This is a genomic window from Ruegeria sp. ANG-S4 (assembly GCF_000814005.1).
Classification (GTDB): Bacteria; Pseudomonadota; Alphaproteobacteria; order Rhodobacterales; family Rhodobacteraceae; genus Ruegeria.
In genome coordinates, this window is the sequence record NZ_JWLK01000002.1 from 620,849 (window position 1) to 647,751 (window position 26,903).

General features: G+C 56.7%; 22 protein-coding genes and 1 pseudogene. 15 read left to right on the forward strand and 8 right to left on the reverse strand.

Annotated features, from left to right (window positions below):
• The first annotated feature begins 36 nt into the window (after positions 1–36).
• Both RA28_RS10315 and RA28_RS10325 read left to right on the forward strand, forming a co-directional pair.
• Positions 37–855, forward strand: coding sequence for a hypothetical protein (locus RA28_RS10315; RefSeq protein ID WP_152612056.1), 819 nt, complete (start codon positions 37–39; stop codon positions 853–855).
• 358 nt (positions 856–1,213) lie between these two features.
• A complete protein-coding gene (locus RA28_RS10325) occupies positions 1,214–1,699 on the forward strand; it encodes a GNAT family N-acetyltransferase (protein ID WP_052261419.1) in 486 nt (161 codons plus the stop codon).
• Here RA28_RS10325 and RA28_RS10330 read toward each other — a convergent pair.
• On the reverse strand, positions 1,696–2,715 hold the full coding sequence (locus tag RA28_RS10330) for a LacI family DNA-binding transcriptional regulator (RefSeq protein WP_039527576.1): 1,020 nt from the start codon (positions 2,713–2,715) through the stop codon (positions 1,696–1,698). The two genes, RA28_RS10325 and RA28_RS10330, sit on opposite strands and share 4 nt — an antisense overlap.
• Before the next feature lie 270 nt (positions 2,716–2,985).
• Between RA28_RS10330 and RA28_RS10335 the strand changes: the two genes are divergently transcribed.
• The 5 genes from RA28_RS10335 (at position 2,986) to RA28_RS10355 (ending at position 8,428) form a co-directional block, all read left to right on the forward strand.
• A complete protein-coding gene (locus RA28_RS10335) occupies positions 2,986–4,251 on the forward strand; it encodes an ABC transporter substrate-binding protein (RefSeq protein WP_039527579.1) in 1,266 nt (421 codons plus the stop codon).
• Positions 4,252–4,381: 130 nt separating this feature from the next.
• Positions 4,382–5,227: a carbohydrate ABC transporter permease gene (locus RA28_RS10340; protein WP_039527581.1), complete on the forward strand. Its 846-nt coding sequence runs from the start codon at positions 4,382–4,384 to the stop codon at positions 5,225–5,227.
• A complete protein-coding gene (locus RA28_RS10345) occupies positions 5,224–6,069 on the forward strand; it encodes a carbohydrate ABC transporter permease (protein ID WP_039527584.1) in 846 nt (281 codons plus the stop codon). Before RA28_RS10340 ends, RA28_RS10345 begins: the two co-directional genes overlap by 4 nt.
• Before the next feature lie 30 nt (positions 6,070–6,099).
• Positions 6,100–7,143 (forward strand): ABC transporter ATP-binding protein, encoded by a 1,044-nt coding sequence (locus RA28_RS10350; protein WP_039527587.1) that lies wholly within the window; start codon positions 6,100–6,102, stop codon positions 7,141–7,143.
• 7 nt (positions 7,144–7,150) lie between these two features.
• Complete coding sequence (locus RA28_RS10355) at positions 7,151–8,428, forward strand: MGH1-like glycoside hydrolase domain-containing protein (protein WP_039527589.1); 1,278 nt, start codon at positions 7,151–7,153, stop codon at positions 8,426–8,428.
• 173 nt (positions 8,429–8,601) lie between these two features.
• Here the strand turns inward: RA28_RS10355 and RA28_RS10360 are convergent, their stop codons facing one another.
• The 3 genes from RA28_RS10360 to RA28_RS10370 form a co-directional block, all read right to left on the reverse strand.
• Positions 8,602–9,462, reverse strand: coding sequence for a tyrosine-protein phosphatase (locus RA28_RS10360; RefSeq protein WP_039527592.1), 861 nt, complete (start codon positions 9,460–9,462; stop codon positions 8,602–8,604).
• Positions 9,463–9,532: 70 nt separating this feature from the next.
• The gene (locus tag RA28_RS10365; RefSeq protein ID WP_039527596.1) at positions 9,533–10,282 is read right to left on the reverse strand and encodes a hypothetical protein; all 750 of its coding nucleotides are present in this window, start codon (positions 10,280–10,282) and stop codon (positions 9,533–9,535) included.
• A gap of 66 nt (positions 10,283–10,348) precedes the next feature.
• Positions 10,349–11,974, reverse strand: a complete 1,626-nt coding sequence (locus RA28_RS10370; protein ID WP_241481103.1) for a sulfatase-like hydrolase/transferase — start codon at positions 11,972–11,974, stop codon at positions 10,349–10,351.
• Between the two features lie 300 nt (positions 11,975–12,274).
• Here RA28_RS10370 and RA28_RS22230 point away from each other — a divergent pair, with 300 nt between their 5' ends.
• Positions 12,275–13,246, forward strand: coding sequence for a helix-turn-helix domain-containing protein (locus RA28_RS22230; RefSeq protein WP_052261420.1), 972 nt, complete (start codon positions 12,275–12,277; stop codon positions 13,244–13,246).
• On the opposite strand, the gene RA28_RS10385 is transcribed toward RA28_RS22230, so the two are convergent.
• A complete protein-coding gene (locus tag RA28_RS10385; protein WP_039527602.1) occupies positions 13,243–14,493 on the reverse strand; it encodes an SLC13 family permease in 1,251 nt (416 codons plus the stop codon). The genes RA28_RS22230 and RA28_RS10385 overlap by 4 nt on opposite strands.
• A gap of 13 nt (positions 14,494–14,506) precedes the next feature.
• Positions 14,507–15,766, reverse strand: a complete 1,260-nt coding sequence (locus tag RA28_RS10390; RefSeq protein ID WP_193747388.1) for an MFS transporter — start codon at positions 15,764–15,766, stop codon at positions 14,507–14,509.
• 199 nt (positions 15,767–15,965) lie between these two features.
• Between RA28_RS10390 and RA28_RS10395 the strand changes: the two genes are divergently transcribed.
• From RA28_RS10395 to RA28_RS10425, 7 genes are all read left to right on the forward strand, one after another.
• Positions 15,966–16,433, forward strand: a complete 468-nt coding sequence (locus RA28_RS10395; protein WP_039527968.1) for an isochorismatase family protein — start codon at positions 15,966–15,968, stop codon at positions 16,431–16,433.
• Between the two features lie 328 nt (positions 16,434–16,761).
• Complete coding sequence (gene sstT, locus RA28_RS10400; RefSeq protein WP_052261421.1) at positions 16,762–17,991, forward strand: serine/threonine transporter SstT; 1,230 nt, start codon at positions 16,762–16,764, stop codon at positions 17,989–17,991.
• 75 nt (positions 17,992–18,066) lie between these two features.
• The gene (locus RA28_RS10405) at positions 18,067–19,098 is read left to right on the forward strand and encodes a carbohydrate kinase family protein (RefSeq protein ID WP_039527605.1); all 1,032 of its coding nucleotides are present in this window, start codon (positions 18,067–18,069) and stop codon (positions 19,096–19,098) included.
• A 122-nt stretch (positions 19,099–19,220) separates the two neighbouring features.
• Positions 19,221–21,038, forward strand: a complete 1,818-nt coding sequence (locus tag RA28_RS10410) for a BCCT family transporter (protein WP_039527608.1) — start codon at positions 19,221–19,223, stop codon at positions 21,036–21,038.
• 186 nt (positions 21,039–21,224) lie between these two features.
• Entirely contained in the window at positions 21,225–23,288 is a 2,064-nt protein-coding gene (locus RA28_RS10415) for an FAD-dependent oxidoreductase (protein ID WP_039527610.1), read from the forward strand.
• Positions 23,285–24,856: a trimethylamine methyltransferase family protein gene (locus tag RA28_RS10420; RefSeq protein WP_039527613.1), complete on the forward strand. Its 1,572-nt coding sequence runs from the start codon at positions 23,285–23,287 to the stop codon at positions 24,854–24,856. The genes RA28_RS10415 and RA28_RS10420 overlap by 4 nt, the downstream gene beginning before the upstream one ends.
• 37 nt (positions 24,857–24,893) lie before the next feature.
• Positions 24,894–25,358 carry a hypothetical protein gene (locus RA28_RS10425; RefSeq protein WP_052261422.1) on the forward strand — a complete coding sequence of 155 codons (465 nt, stop codon included), beginning with the start codon at positions 24,894–24,896 and terminating at the stop codon, positions 25,356–25,358.
• Positions 25,359–25,500: 142 nt separating this feature from the next.
• On the opposite strand, the gene RA28_RS10430 is transcribed toward RA28_RS10425, so the two are convergent.
• Entirely contained in the window at positions 25,501–26,478 is a 978-nt protein-coding gene (locus tag RA28_RS10430) for an HpcH/HpaI aldolase/citrate lyase family protein (protein WP_039527616.1), read from the reverse strand.
• An 18-nt stretch (positions 26,479–26,496) separates the two neighbouring features.
• Positions 26,497–26,903, reverse strand: a pseudogene (glyA, locus tag RA28_RS22235) (serine hydroxymethyltransferase); the annotation flags it as partial.

The following is a 26,903-nucleotide window of genomic DNA, read 5'->3' on the forward strand; positions in this document are numbered from 1 at the left end:
CCGTTTGCGCAGGGCGACCTTCAAGGAGATTGAACAATGTCGACCAGAATTTCCGTTTGCGCCCTAAGCGCCGTTGCCATGTCGATGTTGCTGACCAACAGCGCGGCGTCTCAGTCTTTGCCCGCGCCTGGACAGAGCGAAGAAGGCTGGCGGCACACTCTGGGTCTTTACCTTTTTACGCCGCTCAGAACCACGGGGACTTCCACCGTTGCCAGTGTTTCGGCCGATCTTGATCTTGATCTTGGTGACGTGCTTGACGTGCTGGATTTCGCGGCCGCCGGGCGATACGAGGCCTGGAACGGTGATTTGGGGCTTATTGTCGACGCCAATTACGTTGGTATCGAAGAGGACGCCACGCTGCCGGGTCCGCGCGGCTCGGCCGTAAACGTGGATGTACGTCAGAAATGGTTCGCAATCATGGGTGCCTACCGCATTGCAGACGGAACGTATGGCGCAAACAACCAACGTTACACCGTCGATCTGCAGGGCGGTGCGCGCTACAACTCGATCCGGCAAGAGATTGACATCACGACGCCCGGTCCGACGCAGCCCCCCAAACTGGGTGGTGATCAGGACTGGATCGAACCCGTGATCGGTGCTCGTGGCATGTGGCGGATAAACAAGCGCTGGACAACCATCGCGTCACTGGATCTGGGTGGATTTGGGGCCGGAGGCAACGACCTACAGGTCGGAGCGAATATTGGATTTGACTATCAGCCATGGGAGCGGACGGCGATAACGTTCGGTTATCGTTATTTCAGTGTTGATTACAGCGACACTCTGGACTCGGGTGATTTTGCCTATGACGTAACGCAACACGGGCCGTATTTTGGGCTGAAAGTGTTCTTTGATTGAAAAAGAACGGTTTCTGGTGATGGGTACGCGTCCGCCCAAAGCGCCTCGGCGGTATATCGTTCAAAGACGTTTGGCTTTGCGTTTATCTTTTTCAGTTCATGGAACATGAGCCCCGCCCCGTTTGAGAGGTTTGGCGAAAAATGGCTTCTGTTCGCTATGTTTCGCAATGGCTTTACCCACAGTTTGTACGATCAGATTCGCGCGTAGGATGGCAAGGTCGATGCCGTTTTGAGGCGTTTGGCAAAAATCGTTGATCGCTGCGGGGTTGTGCCCAACACACATTGCATTCTGTCCGAGATGGAGAATTGTTGGGTAGGTGATTCATGACATCAAATAGTGAACAGCAGGAGCGAGTGATATGGCTGGGCCCAAGATTTCAATCGCGCCACATTCATTACACCCGGAATTGGCGGAACTCATCGAAGGGAATCTGCTCAAATCCCTCGCAGAGCTCAATCAGCAGTCTGAGAATTCGTCAATCGTGATTTCTGCAAACAGCGATTCATCGGGCCTGGTCGGTGGTGTGACGGGTTCGACCTCATACGGCTGGCTTCTGGTAAAGACGCTTTGGGTCTGCAGCGAGGTGCGGGGGACGGGAATTGGAAGAAACCTTATGTCGGCCATCGAGGAACAGGCGGTCATGAAAGGATGCCACAGCGCATGGCTGGACACGTCCAGCACCAAGGCGCGGGCGTTTTACCAAAGGCTCGGATACGCAGAGTTTGGCGTTCTCAGCAATGGTATGGGCAAGGAACCTGTCGACCACAATCGGTGGTTTATGAAAAAGACCCTTTTGGCAGGGCACGCAGGCTGGACTGCAAGTTCCGAAGACCCAGAACCCTAGGCTGCATCGGACGCCGCTGGCGTGCCAGTTGTCATGCGTTTCACCAACTGCGCGGAAACCTCTGACACTGTCGTCGGCATATCAGGATCGCGGATACGATCCAGCAAAACGCTGGCCAGTTTTCGGCCCAACAATTTGGGCGACACTGCCATCGTGGTCAGGGCAGGAACCGCGACCGATGCCTCTTCGATATCGTCAAAACCGACAACAGAAATCTCACGACCCGGTTTCATGCCCAACTGATCGAATGCCAGGCAGGCACCCAGCGCCACCATATCGCCATTGCATACAATCGCTGTCGTTTGCGGATGCGCATGCATGAGTTCCAGCATCGCGTGAAGGCCAGCCCCCTTGCTTTCTGCCGATGGCCAGATCACCGGATCGCACAGACCGCGCGCGTGCAGCGTTCGTGCGTATCCTTCAATCCGCTCTGTCCGAACCTGGGTTGTTTCAGTCCCTCCGAAATAGGCGATATGGCGGTGTCCCAAGTCCGCCAGAAAGGACGTTGCCGACGCAGTTGCATCGGCATTTCGGATACCCACGTGATCGAATTCCGGAGTGATCGAGCGCAGGAACGTAACAGTCGGGATATTGTGCGCCCGAATAAGTTCAACCGTTTCGGGCGGCGTGTCTATGGCTGGAACCCAAAGCAGGCCACCGCGGCCTCCTCTGATAAAGGCTTCCAATTGGCGATCCTGCCGGTCTGCATCATCTCGCATGTCCAGAATTGACACCAGATAGCCTTCAGCCTCCAGCATATCCACAACCCCGCTGACGACTTCCGCATTGAACGGGTTGGAAAGTTGGTTGATGATAAAACCGACCTCGCGGTTTTCGCCGGACCTCATCGATGCTGCACGAGAATTCGGAACGTAGTGCAGCCGCTTTGCCGCTTCGAGGACCTTTTTGCGCGTTTCCTTTGAGATACGACCGGTGTCTCGCATGACCTGACTAACCGTCGGGACGGACACGCCAGCCTCTCTGGCGACACTGGAGAGTGTAGGTTTCTGGCGCAAGACAAAACCCAGTTTGCTAGAACGTTCTATCTAATTTGAACAAGAGTTGCCTATATTAGCAAGGGAAATATGCTTGTTTCCTGGCCTGCTTCGGCAGGACTTCAAAATAACCATTGACTAGAGATATATCGTTATACCATCATTTTCCTATGGTTCCCGGCTGAGTCGGAAGGAGGCAGCTGTACTTCATTTTCAGACTGCGCAGTTACCAGTCCATGGGTTTGGGTAAAGTCTGCCGGGCACGAACCAGAACAATGTTGGGAGGAAAAAATGTTTCTACGCTTAAAGATCGCCGGAGCTGCGTCAGCATTCGCGCTGTGCGTCGGTGCCAGTGCAGCACAGGCCGATGTTCTATTCTGGTCGACCCAGGCAAAGCCGGTCGAGGAAGCTCAGGCCATGCGTGAGCAGGTTTTGAACGGCGCGGGCGAGGTCGATTACCAGCCCAATGATGCTGGGCCCTGGCTGACGCGCCTGAACGCGGAACTCCAGGCTGGCTCCGGCACCATCGGTGTACTTGGCGCGCTCCACGGTGATTTCTCTGCAATGGATCCGGAAGATCTGGCGGACCTCGACGATCTTGGTATCGGTGCATCCAGCGATACGTTCAACGACCTGGCCAAACTTGGGACGGGGTCTTCGCAGTACATTCCCTGGATGCAGGCCAGCTACATAATGGCGGCAAACAAAAAGGCGCTCGAATATCTGCCGGAAGGCGCAGATATCAACAGTCTGACCTATGACCAGTTGATTGAATGGTCCGCAAATGTAATGGAGGCCACCGGTGAAGCCAAATTCGGTTTCCCCGCCGGACCCAAAGGGCTGAAGCACCGCTTTTTCCAAGGGTACCTGTACCCGTCCTACACAAACGGTGTCGTGCGCACCTTTGCATCGGACTCCGCCGTAACGGCGTGGGAGAAGATGAAGGAACTGTGGGCCGTCACCAATCCGGGCTCGACGAATTTCTCGTTCCTGCAAGAACAGCTGCTGAACGAAGATGTCTGGATCGCTTTCGATCACACGTCGCGACTGGCTTCCGCGTTTAACGAACGCCCTGACGACTTTGTTGCCTTCCCCGCGCCAGCCGGTCCCGAAGGTCGTGGATTCATGCCTGTCATCGCTGGTGTCGCAATTCCCCGCACCGCGCCGGACATGGAGGCTTCGAAAGCTTTGGTGGCGCACATGCTGAAGCCGGAGACACAAATCGCGACTTTGAAGGCGACGAACTTCTTTCCGGTAATTGACGTTGAATTGCCAAGCGATCTGCCCCCATCCGTACAGGCGGCGGGCGCTGCTATTGCGACCATGAGCTCGTCCCCTGATGCCAATCCGGGGCTTTTGCCAGCGGGCCTGGGTGACAAGGGCGGTGATTTCAACCGCGTCTACGTCGATACATTCGAGCGTATCGTTCTGGCGGGTCAGCCCATCGAACAGGTGCTGGAAGATCAAAAACGCGCGCTCGAGCGCATCATGGAAGAGACCGGCGCACCCTGCTGGGCTCCGGACGCACCCTCGGAAGGTGCCTGCCCAGTCGAGTAAGCACTCCTCCCCTTGTGGGGGCGCCTATCTGGGCGGGCGCCTCCGCTTCTTCCGTTCGCGAAAAGTGCGGCCTGAACGACACTGCGATCATCAAATCCTTACGCTTCAACGATAACCGGGGGACGGTCTAATGAACCCGCGACTATTACCCTATTTCCTGATCTTTCCGGTCACCCTGTTTCTCTGTCTGTTCTTTTTGTACCCCTTCGTCTTGGTGTCTCAAGAGGCCTTTTCGAACGAAAACGGATACAATCTGGACAACTTCCGGGAAGTCACGTCGTACTGGAAATTCCCGATCTCTCTGAAAAACACCTTTCTGCTTGCCGCTGCCGTGGTGCCAGTTCAACTCGCGCTTTCGTTGTTGATGGCCACGATGGTCAACAGGATGAAGCGTGGGCGCGATCTGATACTTTATATTTGGACCATCCCGCTTGGCATATCCGATCTAGCGGCCGGCATTATCTGGTTGGCTATCTTTGAGCAGTCCGGTTTCCTGAATTCGATGCTGGGCGGGCTGGGTCTGATCGACAGCCCAACCAACTTCCTGAGCTATCAGACCCCGGTTATGGTCTTCGTCGCAATCATGCTGGCCGAAATATGGCGCGCGACGGCGATCATGCTCGTGATCCTGGTCGCGGGAATTGGCCTTATTCCCAAGGAATATTATGAGGCAGGCGAGGTGTTTGGCGCATCGCCATGGCAGAGGTTTCTCAAGATTACGCTGCCGCTGCTGCGCCCATCCCTGCAAACGGCGTTGGTCCTTCGCGTCATTCTGGCATTCGAGGTCTTTGCCGTCGTGCAAGCCTTGGGCGGGACGCTGTTCCCGGTGCTCATGGGCGAAACCTACGCCTATCAGTTTGATCTTCTCGATGGTGGGGCCGCAGCGGCTATCGCCCTGATTATCCTCGCGATCTCGATCACCTTCACGTTGATCATCATGCGTGCACTGCGCGTTCCGAAAGGAGCCACGATATGACAACCGCAAACACTGATGTCGTTGACGTTAGAGAGGATTCACGAAAAGCCGGGCGTTATGTCTACGTGACTGCCATCGTCTTGTTGTGCGCCTGGGTGATCGTTCCGCTGTACTTCCTGCTGATCAACACCCTCAGCTCACCAGAGGCCGTGAACGCGTATCCCAAGTCGTTTTTCCCTGAATTTGATTTGGGAAGTCTGACGTTCTTTGCGAATTTTGCAGGAATTCTGACGGCGCTCAAAAACTCGATCCTTGTGGCAGCGATGACAATGGTCATGTCCATCGCCATTGGTGCCCCGGCGGGCTATGCCTTGTCCCGGTTCGAGTTCCGGGGAAAAGAGTTGTTCCGGCTTCTCATCCTTCTGACCCGGGCCTTCCCTTTGCCCTTGTTGGCTCTTCCGCTGGCCGTTCTGTTCATCCGTACCGGAATTGACGACACGGTATTCGGGTTGGCCTTGGTGCACACGACACTGGCAATTCCCTTTGCGGTTCTCATAACCTTTTCGCTGTTTTCCGGCATTCCGCTGGAATTGGAGGAAGCAGCCTGGACGCTGGGATGCACACGCTTCACGGCATTTACGAAGGTTATTTTGCCGCTGGTTCTGCCGGGGATTACAGCGTCGGCAATATTTGCCTTTGTGATCTCCTGGAACGAGGTTTTTGCGGCGGCGGTTCTTACGATCGAAAACCGAACACTGACCGCCTTTTTGTTGCAGAACCTGGATACCTCGCCTCTGCATTTGAAATTTGCAGGCGGCTTCATACTCGTCGTGCCAGCATTGATCTTCATCTTCGCTGTTCGGAAATACCTGTTTGCGATGTGGGGCATCGCCAATCGCTGATCTGCGGTTGCCAGAGAAAGGAGCCGGAAAATGGCTGTTATCGAAATCAAGAACGTCGCAAAAACCTTCGGAAGCTATCAGGCGCTGCACGATATAAACCTGACGATCGCCGATCAGGAATTCATGGTGCTTCTGGGCGCGTCAGGATGCGGCAAGTCGACCCTGTTGCGCATCATTTGCGGACTTGAAACCGCATCTGAAGGCGAGGTTTGGATTGGTGGTCGCCGCGTGGACCACCTGCCGCCCAAGGATCGCGGTATCTCGATGGTGTTTCAAAACTACGCCGTATTCCCGCACCTTACGGTGTTCGAGAATATTGGGTTCGGTTTGAGAATGCAGAAAATGCCGGATGATGATGTCAAGCGCCGGGTCGAACGGACCGCCGGGCTGATGCATATCGACCAGCTGTTAAGCCGCTATTCCGGCGAGTTATCCGGCGGTCAGCGGCAACGGGTTGCGGTTGCTCGTGCGCTGGCGATGGAACCCGATGTGATCCTGATGGACGAACCGCTGTCGAATCTGGACGCGCTGTTGCGCATGGAGATGCGGGCAGAACTCAAAGGTGTTTTGGCCGAAAGCAACACGACGGCAATTTATGTCACCCATGATCAGGTCGAAGCGATGAGCATGGCCGACAGGATCAGCGTGATGCATGAAGGCAAGATCGTTCAGGCCGCATCGCCGATCGAGGTTTATCGAAATCCGGCAGCCGAGTTTGTTGCGGGGTTCATTGGAAATCCACCAATGAACTTTCTGGATGCGACGCCTCAGGGCGGCGGAAAATACACCGTCGCCGGTCATTCCTTCGACGGTCCGTCCGCGGCCAATTCGAACCTGCAGTTCGCAATACGGCCCGAAGACATGAAACTGTCGGATGACGGGCTGCAGGCCGTGGCTAAGGTTGTCGAGCCGCTTGGCGCACATTTACTTGTCACCTGCGAGTTGGACGGAAAGCTGTTCCGCGCGATCCTTGACAGTGAAATGCAAGTCAAGCCGGGCGATGTTCTCAAGCTTGCACCGATGCCGGATCGTATCCGTTGGTTCGATCCTGCAACCACGCTGGCCGTTGCGTGAGGATCCCATGACCGACGTTATCATCGAACAGGCCACCGATATCCTGCGCCTGAACGACCGGGGAAGTTACACCGTGCCGACGTCGGGCCTGTACCCATTCCAATGGAATTGGGACAGTGCGCTGTCGGCCCTTGGATTCTCGCATTTCGACGAATCACGCGCATGGACCGAGATCGACACCTTGTTCGCGCATCAATGGGAAGACGGCATGGTGCCCCACATTATCTTCCACGAAGAAGATGACGGGTATTTTCCGGGCCCCGACGTTTGGCAGACAAATCGCCCGATTCCTACGTCCGGAATTACGCAACCGCCTGTCACGGGTTTTGCGGTGAAGCGGATGTTTGACCGTGCATTGGATCGGGCGCTGGCTGAAGAACGCGCGCGGGCTTTGTTACCTCGAATCCATGCGTGGCATGAATGGTTCTTCAGATGCCGAGACCCCGAAGCCACCGGCTTGGTTGCGATCATTCATCCGTGGGAGTCCGGCCGCGACAACTCGGTCGATTGGGATCAACCATTCGCTGCCGTTCCAACCGAGGGCGTAGAACCGCTCAGGCGGCGGGACATTCAGCACGCGGACCCATCGCACCGGCCAACAGACGATCAATACAAGCGTTACATCTGGCTGGTCCAAAAGTTTCGCTCGCTGGGGTGGGACAACGCGAAACTCCACGACGCGTCGCCATTCAAGGTCGTTGACCCCGGGTTTAACGCAATCCTATTGAGGTCTTGCGCCGACCTTGCCGATCTTGCGGATACCTTGGGCGAAGCCGAGATTGCCGAGGCGTCACGCAATCGGGTTGCGGTTGGCATACCGGCGCTGGACGCCTTGTGGAGCGACACGTTCGGTCAGTTCCTGTGCCTGGACAGATGCAATGGTTCCCTGATCCAAAGCCCTTCCATCGGGGGCTTGCTGGCAGCGTTTGCCCCTATTTCACAGGAACGCGCCGTTTCGCTGGCAAAGCGAATTGTCGATCTTTCAACGCGTTGCGGGTATTTGGTTCCCAGTCATGACCCGGTCGCACCCGAGTTCGACAGCCTTCGCTATTGGCGGGGTCCCGTCTGGTTGATCGTCAACACGATGATCGCCAACGGGCTTGATCAGGCCGGGCAGGGAGATGTCGCGGACCAGATAAGAACGGACAGCGTGAGGTTGATCCGGCAAAGCGGCTTCGCCGAGTATTACGACCCGATTTCTGCGGAACCGTGCGGCGGTGAGCATTTTACATGGACTGCGGCCATGGTCATAGAAATCCTCAAGCTGCACGGTGAAAAGGCCTGAGAGGTTGTGAGCCCGGCCTCAGCTTGGCTGAGGCCGACGATCGTAGTCATCATGGCCTTTGCGCCCGTTACATCCGACACGTGATGGCGGGTGTATTTCTTTGACGTCATGACGGCGGCGATTCAGTATTTGGCCCAGAGCGAACCTGCCGTCGTTGCGGGTGATTTGCGCGGCTAGTCCAGATACCTTTTTTTCAAATTCGCGAAGTCTTCATCGGTCAAACCGAGACCTTGGCGAAGATACCCGTCTACCGATCCATAGCGCTTTGCGACACTGTCGTAGAATTCATCAAGATATGACTCCCGAACGCCCAGCGTGGGCCAAACGGCAGCTGCCGTCATCTGTGTTCCGTGGGTTGCGTTCACTTCCTTGGCAATTTGTTCCGCCTTGTTGTCGGCGTCTTTCAGTGCGTTGCTCATCATGAAATCTGATTTGATGTCCTCTCTTGCGACGCCCAGAGCACTCAGAACAAGCGCCGTTGCGACACCGGTTCGATCTTTTCCGCCGGAGCAATGATACAGCACGGCCTCGCCTTCGGGCTGGCGCAAAAGAACTTCGAAAAGATCGCGATATTCGTCTGTATAGTCCGTTGCGATGTACCCGAAGGCCCCGGCAAACAGCGCATCGGTCTCCTCTGCTTTCGCCGTACCTTCCTTGATACTGGCCCGCATGTCGTCGATCATCTGGCTTTCGTTTTCCATCACTGGAAAATTGTGACGCGTAGGTCCCTGTCCCTCTGGCCATTGCGCAGGGCGGGCTGTTGCCTCCGACGTGGTCCTGAGATCGACAATCACGCTGACACCCATTTTGTCCAGTTGGTCCATGCTGGCGGGACTGATCTCATCAATCTCGCCGGATCTAATGAGTTGCCGCGCGCGCACGGTACGGCCATCTTCGGTTTGCAGCCCACCCAGATCGCGGGTGTTGAGGACACCCTCCAGCGGAACGGCCCGGTCTTCCGCAGCTTGGGCGGGCATAAATGTGCCGAGCGCGACGGCGAAAGCTGCGGCACCGATTTGTCTGAAAACGCTCATTTTGTCTCTCCCAGTTGTTTGGACTTCGGGCTCGCGTCTTTAACTTGGCTCGCAGGCTCCCGGTGGCCGCTCAAAAGCCAAATTTTGCGCCCAGAAATGGCCCCTCGAAGGTCAGATCCGACAACACCTGCGAGCCCCCGAGGTCCCAGGTCAGATAGCGGTATCCAAAGACAAGATCCCAGTTATTGATCCTGTAATTGAGCGCTGCACTAAGCTGTGCCGTCATGTCGCTGTCACCCGCGCCAATATCCGCGTAGTAGGATGCGCCCCACCGATCCGAAAGCTGCGCGGTCCCGCGCAGACCGATGATGGCGTCCCAATTATTGATCTCGCCCGAGATTCGCTGTGATCCAGATGCGACAGCCAAATTGGCGCTGGTTTCAAGGTCCATGCCCCGAAACCCGCCCACCGCGAAGAGCCGCGTCTCGTCTCGGTCGATCAAGTCGTATCCCAGCGAACCCGAAAAGACCGTTCCTTTGACATCGACGTCCGCTGTCGCCGGTATGCCGGGCCCTACGGCAGAATCCTGATCGTCGCTGAGGTTCAGATAAAGTGCATCCGCAAGTATCGAAATCCTGCCCCGTCGCGCCTCAATCGCACCCATGAGAGCAAAATCAAGGTTGTCCACAATGTCGCTAAAGCTCAGATCTATGCTCTGGCCGGTCGTAGTTTCGCCGTTCAGCGCTGGTCCCCATAGGTAGAGGTATCCGGTAAAGTCCCAAGTCCTGTCTTGAGCCTGCGCAGTTGTTGCAAGCCCAAGGCATACGGCACAGCCCAAAGCAGGCAGACCCTTTGGCAGATCGGCTGGTTTTCCAATCATGGTGTCGTCCTGTTTTCGAACCCAATTTCAGCGATTTGCTTCATGCGCGGCGTTCTGAGCTGGCGATTACTGCCAGCTCATGAACACCTCACGCGCTTCTTTGCTTTCTGGGCGCAGGTTCTCGATACCGCCGTAGGGGGTATCCTTGCCGATTTCAGAGTTCGGGTACTTGGCAATCATCTTCTGATGGCGTTTGACCATATCCTGAAACGAAGCCCCCGACCAAAGCGCATTGCCGATCAGGGGATTCTCTTCCCGGGGGTCACGGTAGACGTTGTAGACGGGTGCTGCAGCCCCCGGCTGGCCGGGCGCAGGCAGGTGCATCTTGAACTCTTGCTTGACGACCGAGCGCAATACCGGGCCTTCATAGACATACACATAATCGCGACGGCCATTGCCTTCACCCTCCAACAGCAGGGCGGTCTGGTCGATCCCGTCAATCACCCGATCGCGCGGGATGAAATCCGTTGCACCGGCGATCCGCGCCATTGTGGTGTAGATATCCGAGACGTGGAAGATATCGCCCGCCGCACTGTCAGCCTCGATCACGCCGGGCCAGCGGATGAACGCATCCGTCCGCACCCCGCCTTCAAGATGCTGGGTCTTGCCCCCACGATAAATCAGCTGGTTTAACCCTGACGTGCCCTCGTAGTGATACATCAACCCATTGTCCGCCATGATCATGACGATGGTGTTGTCGGCCTCGCCGGTCACTTCCAGCTTGGACAGCACCTCTCCGATCCAGCCATCCAAAAGCTGCAACTTGTCAGCATGGAACCCACCATTTCGCGAGAGCGCCTGATCGGGATAGACGAAATTCAGCGGGTAAAGTGGCCAGTACTGCAAAAAGAACGGCTCATCCAGTGCCGCGACACGCTCGAGCTGTTCCAGCGCTTGCGCCTGATAGCGTTCGTTCATCTCTTCGTATTTGGCCTGCGTCCACTCTTCGCCCGGCGCCATGTCGACCTCGCGCGCCTGACCGCCAGCTTCGGCTTCGACACCAGTGACCAGCCCGTATGGTTTGAACCGCTCATCCAGCAGGAACTGGTTGTTTTGGCCCGATGCGTGATACCCCAGCATATTATTTGCCTGCATCGCTTCGCGGGTCATCAGGCTGAGTTGCACCTGCTGATGCAGCGGGAATGCGGCCCAATCAAACCCCTGATTGTGCGGATAGGCCTCTTCGATGTCGCCCTGATGCCACTTGCCGACGTGCGATGTGTTATAGCCCACCTGCTTCAGAAGCTCTGGCAAGGTCACCTCGCTGGCTGGCAGGCCCTCACCCACCAAAGCGACCTTCACCTCTTCAACACCCGCCCGGATCGGATGCCTGCCTGTCAACATGGCGGTGCGGGTGGGGGTGCACGAGGGTTCGGTATACATGCGCATCAACGACATGCCGTCGCGGGCGAAGTCGTTGATAGCGGGCGTCTCAATACCCATCACATAGTTCATCTTGCGCTCGCCCATTTGGCCAAAGCTGATGTCATCAATCAGGATGTAGAGAAAGTTCGGAGGCTTGCCGTTGTTCGCTGCCCGAATTTCTGCCAGCCTTGAATCGATCTGTGTATCCTGTGCGTCCCATTCTTCCGCAAACTGGGCGCGGAGAAACTCAAACTCACCATCATGTACAATCGGACCCTGCTGTGCGATTGCTGGTGCTGCGGTCAACAGCGCAACTATCGTGGTCACTTTACCGGTTCTCGTGATCGAATTATTCACCCTCTGTTCCCCCCGTTTTCGTCTGGTCCTGCATCGCCCGAACAAGAAGTTCGTGGCATTTGGCTGAAAGCGACTGATTTGAAACCTGCGCCAGCTTCCTTAGGTGCCGGTGTTCTGGGGGCGTCAGGAACGTCACGACCCTTTCAGACCGAACATCGGCCTGCGGCAGCCGCGGACGCCCCATAATCGTCAGGTTCTGTGGTCCTCCGGACACTTGACACCCCACAGTCCAAATTCGCTACATTACCGGTAAAGTGTCAGGCTCTGAGGATGGACCACATCAAGAATTCGCCAAATTTGAAGGATTTCGCCAATCCGGAGTTGGAAGGCGCGACGCCGGCCATTGCGATGGCTCTGGATCACCCCAACACGATTGGGGAACTGACACCCTGGCAAATTGACTTCCGCCAGCTGGAGCCGGGACGCTTGTCCACAAAGATTACCGTACGTGCGGGTCGTTCCGTGTCCGCCTTGGGCATTTCGATGGATCAGCGCGTGCATCAACGTGGTGCGTCGCCGGATGGATGGATCACCTTTGGAATTCCGGCACAAGGCGCAATCGAAACGTGGCAAGGCAAGCAACTGACCGATGCCGCGTTCCTTTCCTTTGGAGACAGGGATGGCTTTGAGGGCGTCACGACCTCGGGGTTTTCGGGCAACGTGGTCTCATTTGAAACGGACAGGCTGCTGCAATTTGCGCAAACCTGCGGCTTCAGCTTGAGCGACAGCACGCCAGAGGCGCGCCGCGTGCGATCCAACGCCGGATCTGCCAGTATGAGGCGCCTGAACCGTCATGTTTCAAACCTGCTGCACATTTCCAGCGCACGATGGACGGCGGCGGTAGAAGAAAAAATAATGTTGGATGCGTTATCCATCCTGACGGACAGCGATGCACATTTTGACAAAAGTCAGGTCCAAAGCAGGCGGCGGGCCATGAAGCGGGCGGTTGATTTGATGCACGCTCATTTGGAGGACCCGGTATCAATAGAAGAAATATGCAGGCAAAGTGGGGCATCGTGGCGGACATTGAACCGGGCGTTCAAGGAACACTTCGGACAAGGCCCCAAAACATATTACATGCGCTTGCGATTGAATTGCGTCAGAGAGCAGCTGTTCAAATCATCTGACGAAACGACAATTTCCGACGCTGCAAACAGCCACGGGTTTTGGCACATGGGTCAATTTGCCCGCGACTACAAACTGTTCTTTGGAGAGCTGCCCTCCGACACACGGCGTCACTAGTAGTTTCCCGACAAATGCGCCTCGAGCAGCAGAATCCAACCGACTGTAACGCCGGTCGAGACCAATCCTATGGGCAGCACATCCTTCATGAACTGAGTGAACGTGACCTCGGCCGCACCCATTCTGTCGGCCATTTGCAGCACGATGACATTGCTGGCCGCGCTGATGATGAACACGTTTCCGGCCAGTGTCGAGACACCGGCCAGCATCATGAGGTTTGGCACGTCAAAGGACGGAAGCAGTTTCAGATACATGTCGACCAGAGGAACGTTCGAGAAAATCTGGCTTCCGAAAAAGCTGATCCCGGCCGTCACCAGCGGCTCGCTCATGTGCTCGCGCTCGTCCCCGAGTATGGTTTGCAATGACCCCGAGTTCAGCAGGGCGCCTGTCACGATGAACATCGAGACAAAAAATACCAAGGTCGGCCAATCCAGCCGGACCAGGGTTTTCATACGCGCACTGTCGAAAAGGTAGACTGGCAAACAGGCGATCGCCGCCGCAACCCCCAGCGGATACCCAAAATCCGACCCGGTTGCCGCCAGTACACTTTCAACCGTGACCAATACGACCAGTACGACGATTGCCAGAAGTACGGGCCAATGTGTTCCGCCGGTGCTATCGGTTGTGTCCAATGCGTCAGATGCAGGGGTCGAAACGACCATTCGTTTCGATAGCCACAAGGCGCTGCCACCCAGACAGACCAATGTTGGAACAATCAACCAATGTACGAAAGTGACCATCGGTGCGGGAACCTCGCCACTGGCCGCAATCAAAAGGTTCTGCGGGTTCCCGATGGGCGTTGCCATGCTGCCGATCGTGACAGTCACGCACAAAGCGATCAGGAAGGTGCGCTGATCCGCTCCGGTTTGGCGTGCGAGCATGAGGGCAATGGGCGTGCCGATGATGGCCGCAGCATCATTGGTCAGAATTGCCGCGATCAAGGCAAACAACAGCATGAAAGCCACCAGCGACACGCCCGGTGTTCGCCACCCAACCATCCAGCCCGCAATCCGATGCGAGATGCCGTTTTCATACAAGGCCCGCCCAATCGAGAATACGGAAAACAGGTAAAGCATCACGTTCCAGTCGATCGCTGCGAAGGCAGCTTTCGGCGTAATGGCACCCGTGATCAAAAGGACAAATGCTCCAGCCGTCATCACGTGCCAGATTTTCAGGAACGAGGGCAGCCACTCGCGGATTGCAATCAGGGTGAAAACGGCAATTGAGACACCAAGGCTGAAAGACACTGTGTTTCTCCGACTAAAGCTGCGCGGCGTCGGCATTGTTTCGGCGTGCGTGTCGCGCCGTCTCCGGCATGAAGACCGCAAAGATCACCGCCCCAACCACCGACACGCCGCCCAGAAAGTAAAACGCCATGTTGTAACTGCTCAGCTGAACGATCTCTTCTGCGGCAAGGTTGCTGACAGATGCACCAACGCCGATCAACGTGGCCAATGCACCTTGTGCAATATTGAACCGTCCCGTTCCTTTCGTCACATCCGACACGATGAGCAGGAACAGCACCGCAAAGATCCCGTTGGCGACGCCATCCAGAGACTGTATCGCCACAAGGGCCACTGTATTGTCGGTCAGCGTGTACAGAATTGCGCGGATCGGAAGAATGGAAAACGCAATGAGGAACAAAGGTTTTCGGCCCCAATGATCCGCAGTGCGACCGCACAATATGGCCATGCCGATCATGATGAACTGGGCCGAGATGATGCAGGCAGATGTGAATGCGATCCCGGTCTTGGTATCGCCGCCACTGGCGACTTTCTGGCTGACCAGCGGAAGCATGCTGGCATTGGCACAATGAAACAGGACGATTGAGATCCCGAAGATCAGCAAACGTTTGTCGCTTAAAATGGTGGCAAAACCGCTTGGCCTCTCGCCGCCTGCGCTGTCTTCCGCAACGCCGCCGCGGGCGGCTTCGTGGTCAATCTGATTTGGTTTGATCAACAAGGTGCAGAAGATCATGCCGACGCACATGGCCGATATCAGGACGAAAACCCCATCGACATACCCCGCCAATGCCAACGCGGCGGCGATACCTGCCGCTACCACGTTTCCGGCGTGGTTCCAGGCCTGATTTGCGCTGGTTTGTCGGGTAAACGCCGACCTGCCAACAACACCCAGTGTAATCGCTGCGATCAACGGACCAAGGAAAGCCAGCGCGACACCCATTGTCGCCTGGGCACCGTAGATCGCGACTTTTTCGTCTGACACAACAAGGGTCAGGGCTGCGAGGCCAACCGCTGTGACGCATAGCACCATCAAGGCCCGCTTTGCGCGTGTCCAGTCGATCAATGCTCCGGCGGGCGTCTGCGCAAGAACGGTCACGATTGATCCCAGTGCCAGTGCAAAACCGATGTTCTGGGGCGACCAGTGCAACTGGGCGAGAAGATAGATCGCAAGATACGGGCCAAAGCCTGCGGTGACATCGCCCGCGAAAAAGTTGACGCCCAGCAATGGTCGGTTGAGCGGCACTTGGGTTGGCGAAGTTGCTGGCGTTTCAGTCATATACCTGATCGCAAAATAAGCACCCTTTCGGTGAGATTTTTGGCCAATCTCATGACCCACTGTGGTTGAGCATTGGCTGTCTTTCAACCCAGAGGCGTATTTCCGCCCCGACCTGCGCCTTTGGTAAGGCTGAAACATTGATTGGCTGGCTTGGAATGGCGCATGCTTGAATGCAGTTCTGGCTCGGGAGGTTCAGATCGTGAAGCAAGCCGTACTTGTCGTCGACGTCCAACCTTGTTTTGATCCGCCTGAATGGTTGGTCGAACGCGCCCAGAAACTCGCGACAGGATTTCCGTCTGTGGCGACGGTCCAGCGCTACGACGAGGGCAAGGTGCCTTTTGTTCGCCAATTGGGATGGCGACCGGAGACAGTGGACGATGCGCTGGTTGATGCGGATCACACGGTACTGAAGTATGGCTATAGCCCTACTGACGAAGTCATCGACCGGTTTCGTGCTTGGCAGGTTGACCGGGTTCTTGTTTGCGGCATTCAAGCCGAGACCTGCGTGTTGGCCGCCGGGTTCCTTCTGTTCGATGCCGGACTGCAGCCGACCATGATTGCAGATGCGGTTTCAGGATCGTCCCTGGATCGCAGTGGGAAACTGGGCGTCGACTTGTGGCGGCATCATTTCGGTAACGTCATCGAGCGGCACTCTGACGTCGTCTAAGCGCTGATTTCGACCGCTAGCACCAGCCGGAGGTTGTGCAAGGAGCCAAGCTTTTGCTTTCAAAAAAGAAAACGGACCAGCCCGGATTGAAGTGGTGCCGCGACTCTCATCTGGAATTGGCGTGATCTTGATGGTCAAAGTATCTTTCCAGAGCTCAAAGCGGGAGTTGGAGCTCTGCATGGGTGTTACCGGCGGGGCGGGAGGAAATGTCGCAGGTGTTTAAATTTTAGGCACCATGCCCATGTATTAATCAATCTTCTGTCCTAACCGTGCTCTGACTGATGCGCCTTTCGCATCTTCAGGCCCCTAATCCGAGAGGGTGGGTTCGATGAACTTCATTCTGAAGGGAAGCCTCGTTCACCAAATAATAATCGGCCTCGTTGCCGGTGTTTTGCTTGCCGCCGTTTGGCCCGAGGCTGGAATGGCTGTTGGCTTATTGGGTGATTTCTTTGTCGACGCGTTGAAAGCCGTCGCCCCTGTACTGGTCCTGATCCTTGTCTGTGCCGCAATCACCAACCACAAAAAAGATAGCCAGGCCCGCATGGGGCCAGTTGTCATGCTGTATATCATTGGCACGTTTTCGGCGGCCTTGTTGGCGGTTGCAGCCAGCTTCATGTTTCCAGTCACTTTGCAGTTGTCGGGAACGGCGCAGGCCATGGCCGCTCCGGACGGTCTTGGCGAAGTGGTTAAGAACATCCTTCTGAAAATTGTCGACAACCCGGTGAATGCAATCGCACAGGCCAACTATATCGGCATTCTTGCCTGGGCAATTGGTCTGGGCCTGGTGCTTCGCCACGCAAGCGATACGACAAAATCGTTGATGTCCGATCTGGACGGCGCAATCACAAAGATCGTAACGGCCATCATCCGGCTTGCGCCCATCGGCATCTTCGGCATCGTCGCCGCGACAATTGCCGAAACCGGGTTCGGAACGCTTGTCGGCTATGCCAATCTGCTGGCTCTTCTGCTGGGTTGCATGGCGGTGATGGCGCTGGTCGTGAACCCGCTGATCGTGTTCCTGCGTATTGGCAAGAACCCATATCCGTTGGTTTTTACCTGTCTCAAGGAATCCGGTATAACGGCGTTCTTCATGCGCAGCTCAGCGGCCAACATTCCGGTCAACATGGAACTTTGCCGTCGAATGAACCTGGACGAAGAAACCTATTCCGTCACGATCCCAATTGGCGCGACCATCAATATGGCAGGTGCAGCCATCACAATCACCGTGATGACCCTCGCAGCCGTCCATACCGTCGGGATCGAGGCTGATTTCCTCTCGGCCCTGTTGCTGAGCGTTATTGCCGCGATTGCCGCGACCGGCGCTTCTGGCGTGGCAGGCGGGTCCTTGTTGCTGATCCCGATGGCCGCGAGTTTGTTTGGTATCGACAATGCCACCGCGATGCAGGTTGTCAGCATTGGCTTCATTGTCGGAGTGCTGCAGGACTCGGCCGAAACCGGGCTGAACTCTTCGACGGACGTCCTGTTCACTGCTGCGGGATCGCACAAGCGGGGCGATCCGTATCCGCAAAAGCTGCCACTTGAAGAAGTCGCCGCCTGACACAGGTCAGCAAGGCACTTCGGTGCAGTGAAATTTCACTATGATATGGCCCTGGATCGGGTCTAGGGTTTCCTGATGGACATCAGGAAACCCAAACCATCTGGGGTCATCGCCGCCGGCAATTTCATCGTCGATAGCGTCAATACAGTGGATGAATACCCGCTTCAGGACGAACTGACCATCGTGCGTGATCAAACCAAGTCCAATGGGGGTGGGCCTTACAATCTGTTGCGTGGTCTGGCGGCGCTGGGCGCGAAATTTCCCTTGCAGGCTGTTGGGCTGGTTGGCGAGGACGCGCTGGCAGATTGGATCATTCGGGACTGCGCCGCGCATGGGATAGCCACAGACATGCTGGCCAAAGCCAAAGATGTCGGCACCTCTTGGACCGAAGTCATGTCGGTCAGGTCAACCGGGCGAAGAACGTTTTTTCACCATCCCGGCGCAAACGCGAAACTGGACCTTAACGGCATCGACTTTTCGCGTTCGAATGCCAAAATATTCTATCTCGGCTACCTGACTATGCTCGACGCTCTGGACGCCTCAGACGCGGATGGTCGCACCATGGCCAGCCACGTTTTGGAGCGTGCTGGAAAAGCGGGGTTGATCACGGTTTCTGATCTGGTCAGCCGGCACCATCCGGATTTTCGCGGTATCGTTGCGAGTGCTGCGCCACATCTGGATTATTTGTTCCTAAACGAGTTGGAGGCGGGCTGGCTTCTGGACAGGGACCTGTCAGCAGAGGTGGTCAAATTGGACCAGCTTGCGGAAGCGGCTGAAGAAATCCTTGGTTTCGGTATCAAGAAGGCGGTTGTGTTGCATCGCGCACAAGGCGCAGCCTATGCCGGATCGGAGGTCACACGCTTTGTTCAACCTGCCGTCGACGTGCCGACGCAGTTGATCCAATCGGCCGTCGCCGCCGGTGATGCGTTTGCCGCTGGTTTCATACTGGGCCTGCACGAAGGGCGCGATGCAGAAACATCGCTGCTGTATGCTGTCAGTGCCGCCGCGTCTTGTATCACGTCGGACACGGCAACCGACGGGATTGGCCCAATCAAAGACTGCCTTGCGCTTGCAGAAACGCACGGGTTCGTGCGCGTCTCCAAGTGATTTTGCTTAAAGGCTTGCACTTCAACCGATCAGGATTTCTTTTGGGGACAACACGAAAATCAGAAACGGCCGTGGTCACAACGATATGCCGGGAAAATGCGCTTTGATCAGCCGGAGTAGAAATGTCGCTTGAGGATCCATTTACAGACCTGCAGATCGAGCGGCAGACAAGCGGGTTCTATCAGGGCTACAACCTGCCGATCGCGCTGGTCAGCAAGATCGCGGTATCCCTGCTGGTTCTCTGGGCGCTTGTCTGGCCACTTTCGGCAAACGACACGTTGCGGTCATGGAAATCCGGACTGCTTGCCGAATTCAACGTTTTCTACGATTTTTCGGTCGCTCTGTTCGCGTTCTTCCTGTTTCTTGTCGCCGTCATTCCGGCAACGGGACGTATGCGGTTGGGGGCGGAACACGAGCGGCCCGAGTTTTCCAACTTTTCTTGGTTTTCAATGATGTTCGGGGCCGGATTGGGTGTCGGTTTGATGGTTTACGCGACGGCAGAGCCGCTGGGTCTTTGGGAAACCAACCCGGTGATCGTTGCCGGTGAAGTGGAACCCAAAAGCGCAGACGCAGTTGAAAGCGCCTATCGGTACACGTTTCTGCATACTGGCTTTCATGCCTGGGCAATTTACGTGGTCACGGGTCTGAGCCTCGCGTATTACGCCTATACCCGCGGCTTGCCATTGACGATCCGTGCTGCACTGACGCCGTTGTTGGGTGAATACTCAAACGGAGTCGCCGGGCACATAATCGACATCCTGGGCGTTATCGCGACCATTCTTGGGGTGGCCGTCACCATCGGCTATGGCGTGTCTCAACTGGTTGATGGCGCGTTTCTGATCACAGGCGCGCAGTGGCTGATGGAAGCCACCGACGGTATCAACGTACCTTCGACCGCCGGCTTGATTCTGGCCCTTGCACTTGTGATGACCATGTCCACCTTGTCGGCTGTCTCTGGCGTGGGGCGCGGTGTCAGATACCTTTCAAACCTGAATCTGGTTCTGTCATTGATCCTTTTGGCCGTGTTCATCGTTTTCGGATCATTTGCATTTGCGCTGACGACATATGGTCAGGCGCTTCTGGATTATATCATCAACTTTGTCCCGCTCAGCTTCGAAGTATATCGGCCCATGTCCGAGTCCGACTACGCCTCGGTTCTGCCGCCCGAAGCTGCGCCATTTGTGGGCGATTTGTTTGCTCCGGCGGCAGACGCGTGGGGAACAAAAGAGAGCTTTCTGGCCGGGTTGCAGGGCGAAGCCGCCGGTATGTCGGACGCCGCCAAAGACGCAGCGTATGCAGCGGGTACACCTGGCCGTTTGTTCGAATGGCAAGCCGGTTGGACCACATTCTACTGGGCTTGGTGGATTGCGTTTTCCCCCTTTGTCGGGCTGTTTCTGGCGCGAATCTCAAGGGGCCGAACCGTGCGCGAATTTATCTTCGGCGCTGTCATCGCCCCGTCGCTGGTTTGCTTTGCGTGGATGACCATTCTGGGCGGATCGGCGATCGATCTTGAATTGAACGGTGATGCTGACGGCGCGATACTGGCTGCCTCCACGACTGCGACGCTGTTTGTAACCCTAAGCCAGATGATATCAGGCAATCTACTGGTCATTGTCAGCTTCATGTGTGTTGTCCTGACGATGACATTCCTGGTCACCTCAGCTGATTCCGGAATACTGGTGATGAATACGATCATGTCAGGCGGGTCCGAAGAAACAGGCGTAAAACATCGCGTTCTTTGGGGCGCATTGCTGACCCTTGTCATCGGAACCTTGCTGGTTGCGGGCGGCGGAGGGTTGGAGGCGTTGACCAATTCAATGATCATCGGTGCGCTGCCTTTCAGCCTTGTTTTGCTGCTGATGTGTGTTTCGCTGGCCAAAGCGATGATCAACGATCTGCGGCGATCAAATTATGAAAACTCCGAAACCGATACGGAATAAACATTAAGATCGCTTCCGCAATTCTTAATTTTTGCGCCGGTGTTCGCTTCATTTGCGGTAAGTAGGTTTGGTTGGATTGCAAATGGATGGGCCCTTGCGGCCCGGCTCCCAGCGATCATTCACCGAAACAGACAGACCGGATCGATGCGATAACGGAATAACAGTTGGTTTAGGAAAGGGCACAGGATGGCTGTCTCTCAGATCTATGCACCCCTGTTCGAACCAATCCAACTGGGTCCTGTCACGGCCAAGAACCGGTTTTATCAGGTTCCGCACTGTACAGGTCTGGGGCATGTGCGGCCCCGCGCCGAGGCCGCGCTGCGTGGCATGAAGGCTGAGGGCGGATGGGGCGTGGTCTCGACCCAGGAAACCGAAATCCACCCGACATCGGATCTGTCGCCTTTCGCCGAAGGACGGCTGTGGGATGCGCGTGACATTCCGGCGCTGCGACTGATGACGGACGCGGTTCACGAACATGGGGCGCTGGCGGCAATCCAGTTGGTTCATAACGGACTCCATGCGACCAATCTTTACTCGCGCGCACCGGTTCTGGGGCCGTCGGATATGTCCATCGACACCAATCAGCCGAAACAGGGCAGTGCGATGGACAAGGCGGATATTCGGGCGCTTCGCGAATGGCATCGCGCGGCGGCATTGCGCGCGAAAGAGGCTGGTTTCGACATTGTCTATGTCTATGCCGGTCACGGCATGACACTGGCACAGCACTTCATGCTGCCCCATTTGAATACACGCGGCGACGAGTACGGCGGCACGCTAGAAAACCGGGTACGCCTGACGCGGGAGCTGCTGGAAGACACCCATGACGCAGTTGGCGACACCTGCGCCGTTGCGTTTCGCTTCGGCATTGATGAAATGCTTGGCCCGGATGGAATGCAAGCCGCCGAAGAGGGGCGTGCTGTGGTCGAGCTATTGGCTGATCTGCCGGATATCTGGGACGTGAACGTGTCAGATTGGACCAACGACTCGGCTACGACCCGGTTCCAGCCGCAGGACGGGTATCAGAACGACTATCTTACCCACGTAAAACAGGTGACGGGTAAACCTGTCGTTGGCGTAGGTCGGCTGACTTCGCCTGATCTGATGGCGTCGATGTTGCGGAAAGGCCTTGTTGATCTGATCGGCGCCGCCCGCCCCTCGATTGCAGACCCATTTATTCCTGCCAAGATTGAACAAGGGCGGTTCGATGAGATCCGCGAATGTATTGGCTGTAATATCTGTGCCGCATCCGACAATCTGGGCATTCCGATCCGATGCACCCAAAACCCAACCATTGGCGAAGAATGGCGCAGGGGATGGCATCCGGAAGTTATCGCGCCACGCAAATCCGACAGTGATGTTCTGATCATCGGCGGTGGTCCGGCGGGGATGGAATGCGCGATGCAACTGGCGCGGCGCGGCTATGGCGTGACCTTGTCCGAAGCCGCGCCGGAGTTCGGCGGGCGGGTTCGGAAAGAAAGTCGCCTGCCGGGGCTTGCTGCTTGGGGCAGGGTGGCGGATTACCGGCTGAACGATCTGCAACAACGGGCGAATGTTCAGATGTTCACTGACAGCGAACTGGATGCTGATCAGGTTATGGAACTGGGAATTGAAAGTGTCTTTTTGGCGACGGGATCGACGTGGCGGGCTGACGGTTTGGGCCGGAACACGCGGCGTCACCTGCCCCTGATTGCGCCGGAAGCGCGCGTTTTTACCCCGGATGACATCATGTCTGGGCGGATGCCAGACGGGCCTGTCGTTGTCTATGATGATGACCACATCTATCTGGCAGGTGTTATCGCCGAACAGCTGGCGAACGCAGGCAGGAAGGTTGTGTTCATCACAACGGACAGCATCGTTTCCAGCTTTCTGACCCATACTCTGGAGCAGCATCGCGTTCAGGCGCGGCTGCTGGAATTGGGCGTGGAACTGCGCTGCAACCGGGTTTTGCGCGCGGTTTCAAGCGATGCCGTCTCAACGGTTTGCGGTTTTTCCGGTCAACAGGACCTGACGGAGTGCGCGGCCGCCGTGCTCGTTACAGAACGGACCCGCAACACAACGCTATTTGACCAATTGAAGGGCAGGGGGCTGAGAAACCTGCAACAAATAGGTGATGCCGCCGGGCCGGGCCTGATTGCCGATGCGGTGTTTGCGGGCCACCGGGCGGCGCGGGATTTCGAACGCCCTGCCGAGCAATCCGAGAATGACTGGTTCAGACGGGAAATCATCGATCTGCGGGAGGAGATGCCATGACCGAGAAAATTGAACCCGGGGGTCGCCGCCGTGGCGGAGGTCGCGCGGCCCGCATCGCCCTTCACCAGGCCACAACCGGCAACGAAGCCGTGCATGGAGGGTTGGCAGGCGGTCGATATAAACCGCTGTCGACATCCGATATAGAAAGCATTCACCGGGCGGCTCTGACCGTCCTGGAGCAGACCGGGTTGGCAGATCACTTTCCGGAATTGCTGGACCTGGTGTTGCCCAAGGGCGCGATACTGAACGCCCATGACCGGTTGTGTTTCCCGCGCACATTGATGGAGGATGTCCTGTCCAAAGCGGCGCGTGAATACTACGTCCACGCGCGGGGGGACCGGGCCGGAAAAGACGACATGCATTGCAGTGCGGAAAGCGTCTATTTCGCCAACTCCGGCACGGCGGTCACAACCTTTGACGCAAAAACAAAATCCTTCCGTCCATCCGATCTGCGGGACATCTATGATTTCACGCGGCTGGTGGACAAGCTGGACAACATTCACATGCTTGGAGCCACGGTTTTGGCCACGGATGTGAAGGATGATTTTGCCCACGACATGAACATGGTCTACGCCATGTTGTCTGCCAGCCAAAAACCGGCCTGTCTGGCGTTTCGGGACCGCAGCCACATCCCCCATGCCATCCGCATGTTCGATCTGGCCTCGGGTGGTGAAGGATCGTTCTTGAAGAAGCCTTCCGTGGTGTTTGGCGGCTGTCCCATTGTCTCGCCCCTGCGGATTGGTCGCGAAAACATGGAGATCCTGATCGACACCGCCACGCTTGGCCTGACCGTCGATCTGGCTGTTCCGCCGCAGGCAGGGGCCACCGCACCCGCAACGCTGGCCGGAACGCTTGTACAGGCCGTTGCCGAAACGCTTGCCTGTGTCGCCATCGCCAACCTGATCCGGCCCGGCTGCCCAGTCAGCTTTTCTGCCTGGCCTTTCATCACGGACCTGCGCAGCGGGTCATTCACCGGCGGCAGCGGTGAGCAGGCGTTGATCGGCGCCGCAGCGGTGCAAATGGGCAACTTCTATGGTCTACCGACCTCGGTCGGGGCGGGTATGACCGATGCAAAACTGCCGGATGCACAATATGGCCTTGAAAAAGCGTTGACGTTTTCGCTGGCCGCTCATGCCGGAGCGAACCGCGTTTGCGAGTTCGGCGGCATGTTGGGAAGCCTTATGGGCTGCAGCTTTGAAAGCATGGTAATTGACAATGAGGCCGGTGGCATGATCCTGCGATCGCTGCGGGGGATCGAGGTGACGGATGAAACCATGGCCGTAGATGTCATTCACAGCTGTGCTATTGATCCGGGCCATTTTCTGGGCAATCCCCACACGCTCAGCTTCATGAACTCGGAGTTTGTGTATCCGCAGTTGATGGACCGTGAGCGTACGGATACCTGGGAAAATGAAGGAAAAGTGGATTTGCTGGAAAGGGCGCATGACAGTGCCCACGCCATTCTGGGGTCGCATTTTCCCAACTACTTCGCTGCGGCGGATGCGCAGGTGCGCGAAGAGTTTCCGATCCTGCTCGGCGCTGCAGACATGCAAAGGATGCGAAGCTAAGGTCTGATCGCGTCGATTGAAAGGGAATTTGCGGAGCATGAAGCGACCACTCATCGTTACCCTTGTAAGTTTGCACGCCAGCGTTGCGACCGGGGCACCGGACTATATGGATGATCGTTCGTCGGCTGAGGACGTCGTGCAATCGCTCTACAATGCGATTAACCGAAGCGAATACCTTAGGGCGTGGAGTTACTTTCAATCTGGTGCTGCCCCGAACTATGCAGACTTCAAGTCGGGGTACAATGACACCCGTTCGGTCGAGTTGAGGTTGGGACAGGCGGTGTCCGAGGGCGCAGCCGGGTCCATTGAAACCCGCATTCCGGTCGTGATCCGCTCGCACCTGACCGACGGGACACATGCGGTGTTCGAAGGGTGCTATACGTTGGTTCAGGTTGATCCATCCGTTCAGGATGCGCCGCCGTTCAGGCCCATTCAGATCTCGGCGGGACATCTGAAAAAGTCATCCAGTAGTTTCGAAGCGGCAGCACCCTCATGCGATTAGGGTAGGTAAAATCCAGCGGTTTTCCGAAGTACCTTTGCAGCAACGTAAGCCGCGTTGCCTTCGCCGATTGGTAAATTTGACGCCACTCGCAATGCTGGTGGCGTCTTTTTCTTTCCGCTTATCGACCGTGTCGGTCTCCCGTCTATGCGGCAGCGATCTGCCGGGCTTTTTCAACCATGACCTCGGCCTGACGGATCGAGGCGTAGTCGATCAGCCTTCCATCAAGCGACACGGCCCCTTTTCCGGCGGATTCGGCGTCGGCCATGGCTTCAAGGATACGCTGCGCCTTGGTCACTTCGGCCGCAGCGGGCGACATTACTTCGTTGGCCAGTGAGATCTGGCTGGGGTGGATCGCCCATTTGCCTTCGCAGCCCAGTACGGCCGCGCGTTTGGCCGCCGCGCGGTATCCGTCGGGGTCCTGAAAATCACCAAAGGGCCCGTCAATCGGACGCAGGCCATTTGCGCGCGCGGCAACAACCATTCGCGCCAGCGCATAATGCCACATGTCGCCCCAATGGGTCATGCGTCCGCCGTCCGCGTCGGCATCGGTCAGCACCGAATAGTCAGGGTTAACCCCGCCGATAATAGTTGTCCGCGCACGGGTCGAGGCCGCGTAGTCCGCGACGCCAAAATGCAGGCTCTCATTGCGCTTGGAGGCAGCGGCAATTTCGCTGACGTTCTGCATTCCCAACGCAGTTTCGATGATGTGTTCGAACCCGATGCGCTTTTTGAGGCCTTTGGCGTTTTCGATCTGCGTCACCATCATGTCGACGGCATAAACGTCGGCGGCAGTTCCGACTTTTGGGATCATGATCAGGTCAAGGCGCCTTCCAGCCTGTTCCACCACATCGACGACGTCACGATACATGTAATGGGTGTCCAGCCCGTTGATGCGAACCGACATGGTCTTGTTGCCCCAGTCGATGTCGTTCAGCGCGGCGATTATGTTCTTTCGGGCTTGCGCCTTTTCGTCCGGCGCAACGGCATCTTCAAGATCCAGGAAGATGACATCGGCGTCGGATTTCGCCGCCTTTTCGAACATGCTAGGCTGGCTACCGGGGACAGCCAGTTCGCTGCGGTTCAGGCGGGCGGGTGCTTGGTCGATTGCGTGAAAGCTCATCGGGTCGGGTCCTTCGTTTTACAATTTCGGATAGATAGGGAATTTTGCGCAGAGGTCTGCGACCTGGGCTTTGACCTTGGCCTCGACGGAGGTGTTTGCGTCTTCGCCATTGGCGGCGAGGCCGTCAACGACCTCGATGATCCAATCGGCGATCTGGCGGAATTCGGTCTCGCCGAAGCCGCGGGTGGTGCCGGCGGGGCTGCCCAGGCGGATGCCGCTGGTGATGGTCGGTTTTTCCGGATCAAACGGCACGCCGTTCTTGTTGCAGGTGATATGCGCCCGGCCCAGAGCCTTTTCGGTGGCGTTGCCCTTGACGCCCTTGGGGCGCAGGTCGACCAGCACGACATGGGTGTCGGTGCCGTGGGTCACCGTGTCCAGACCGCCCTTGATCAGCTGGTCCGACAACGCCTGCGCGTTGGTCACGA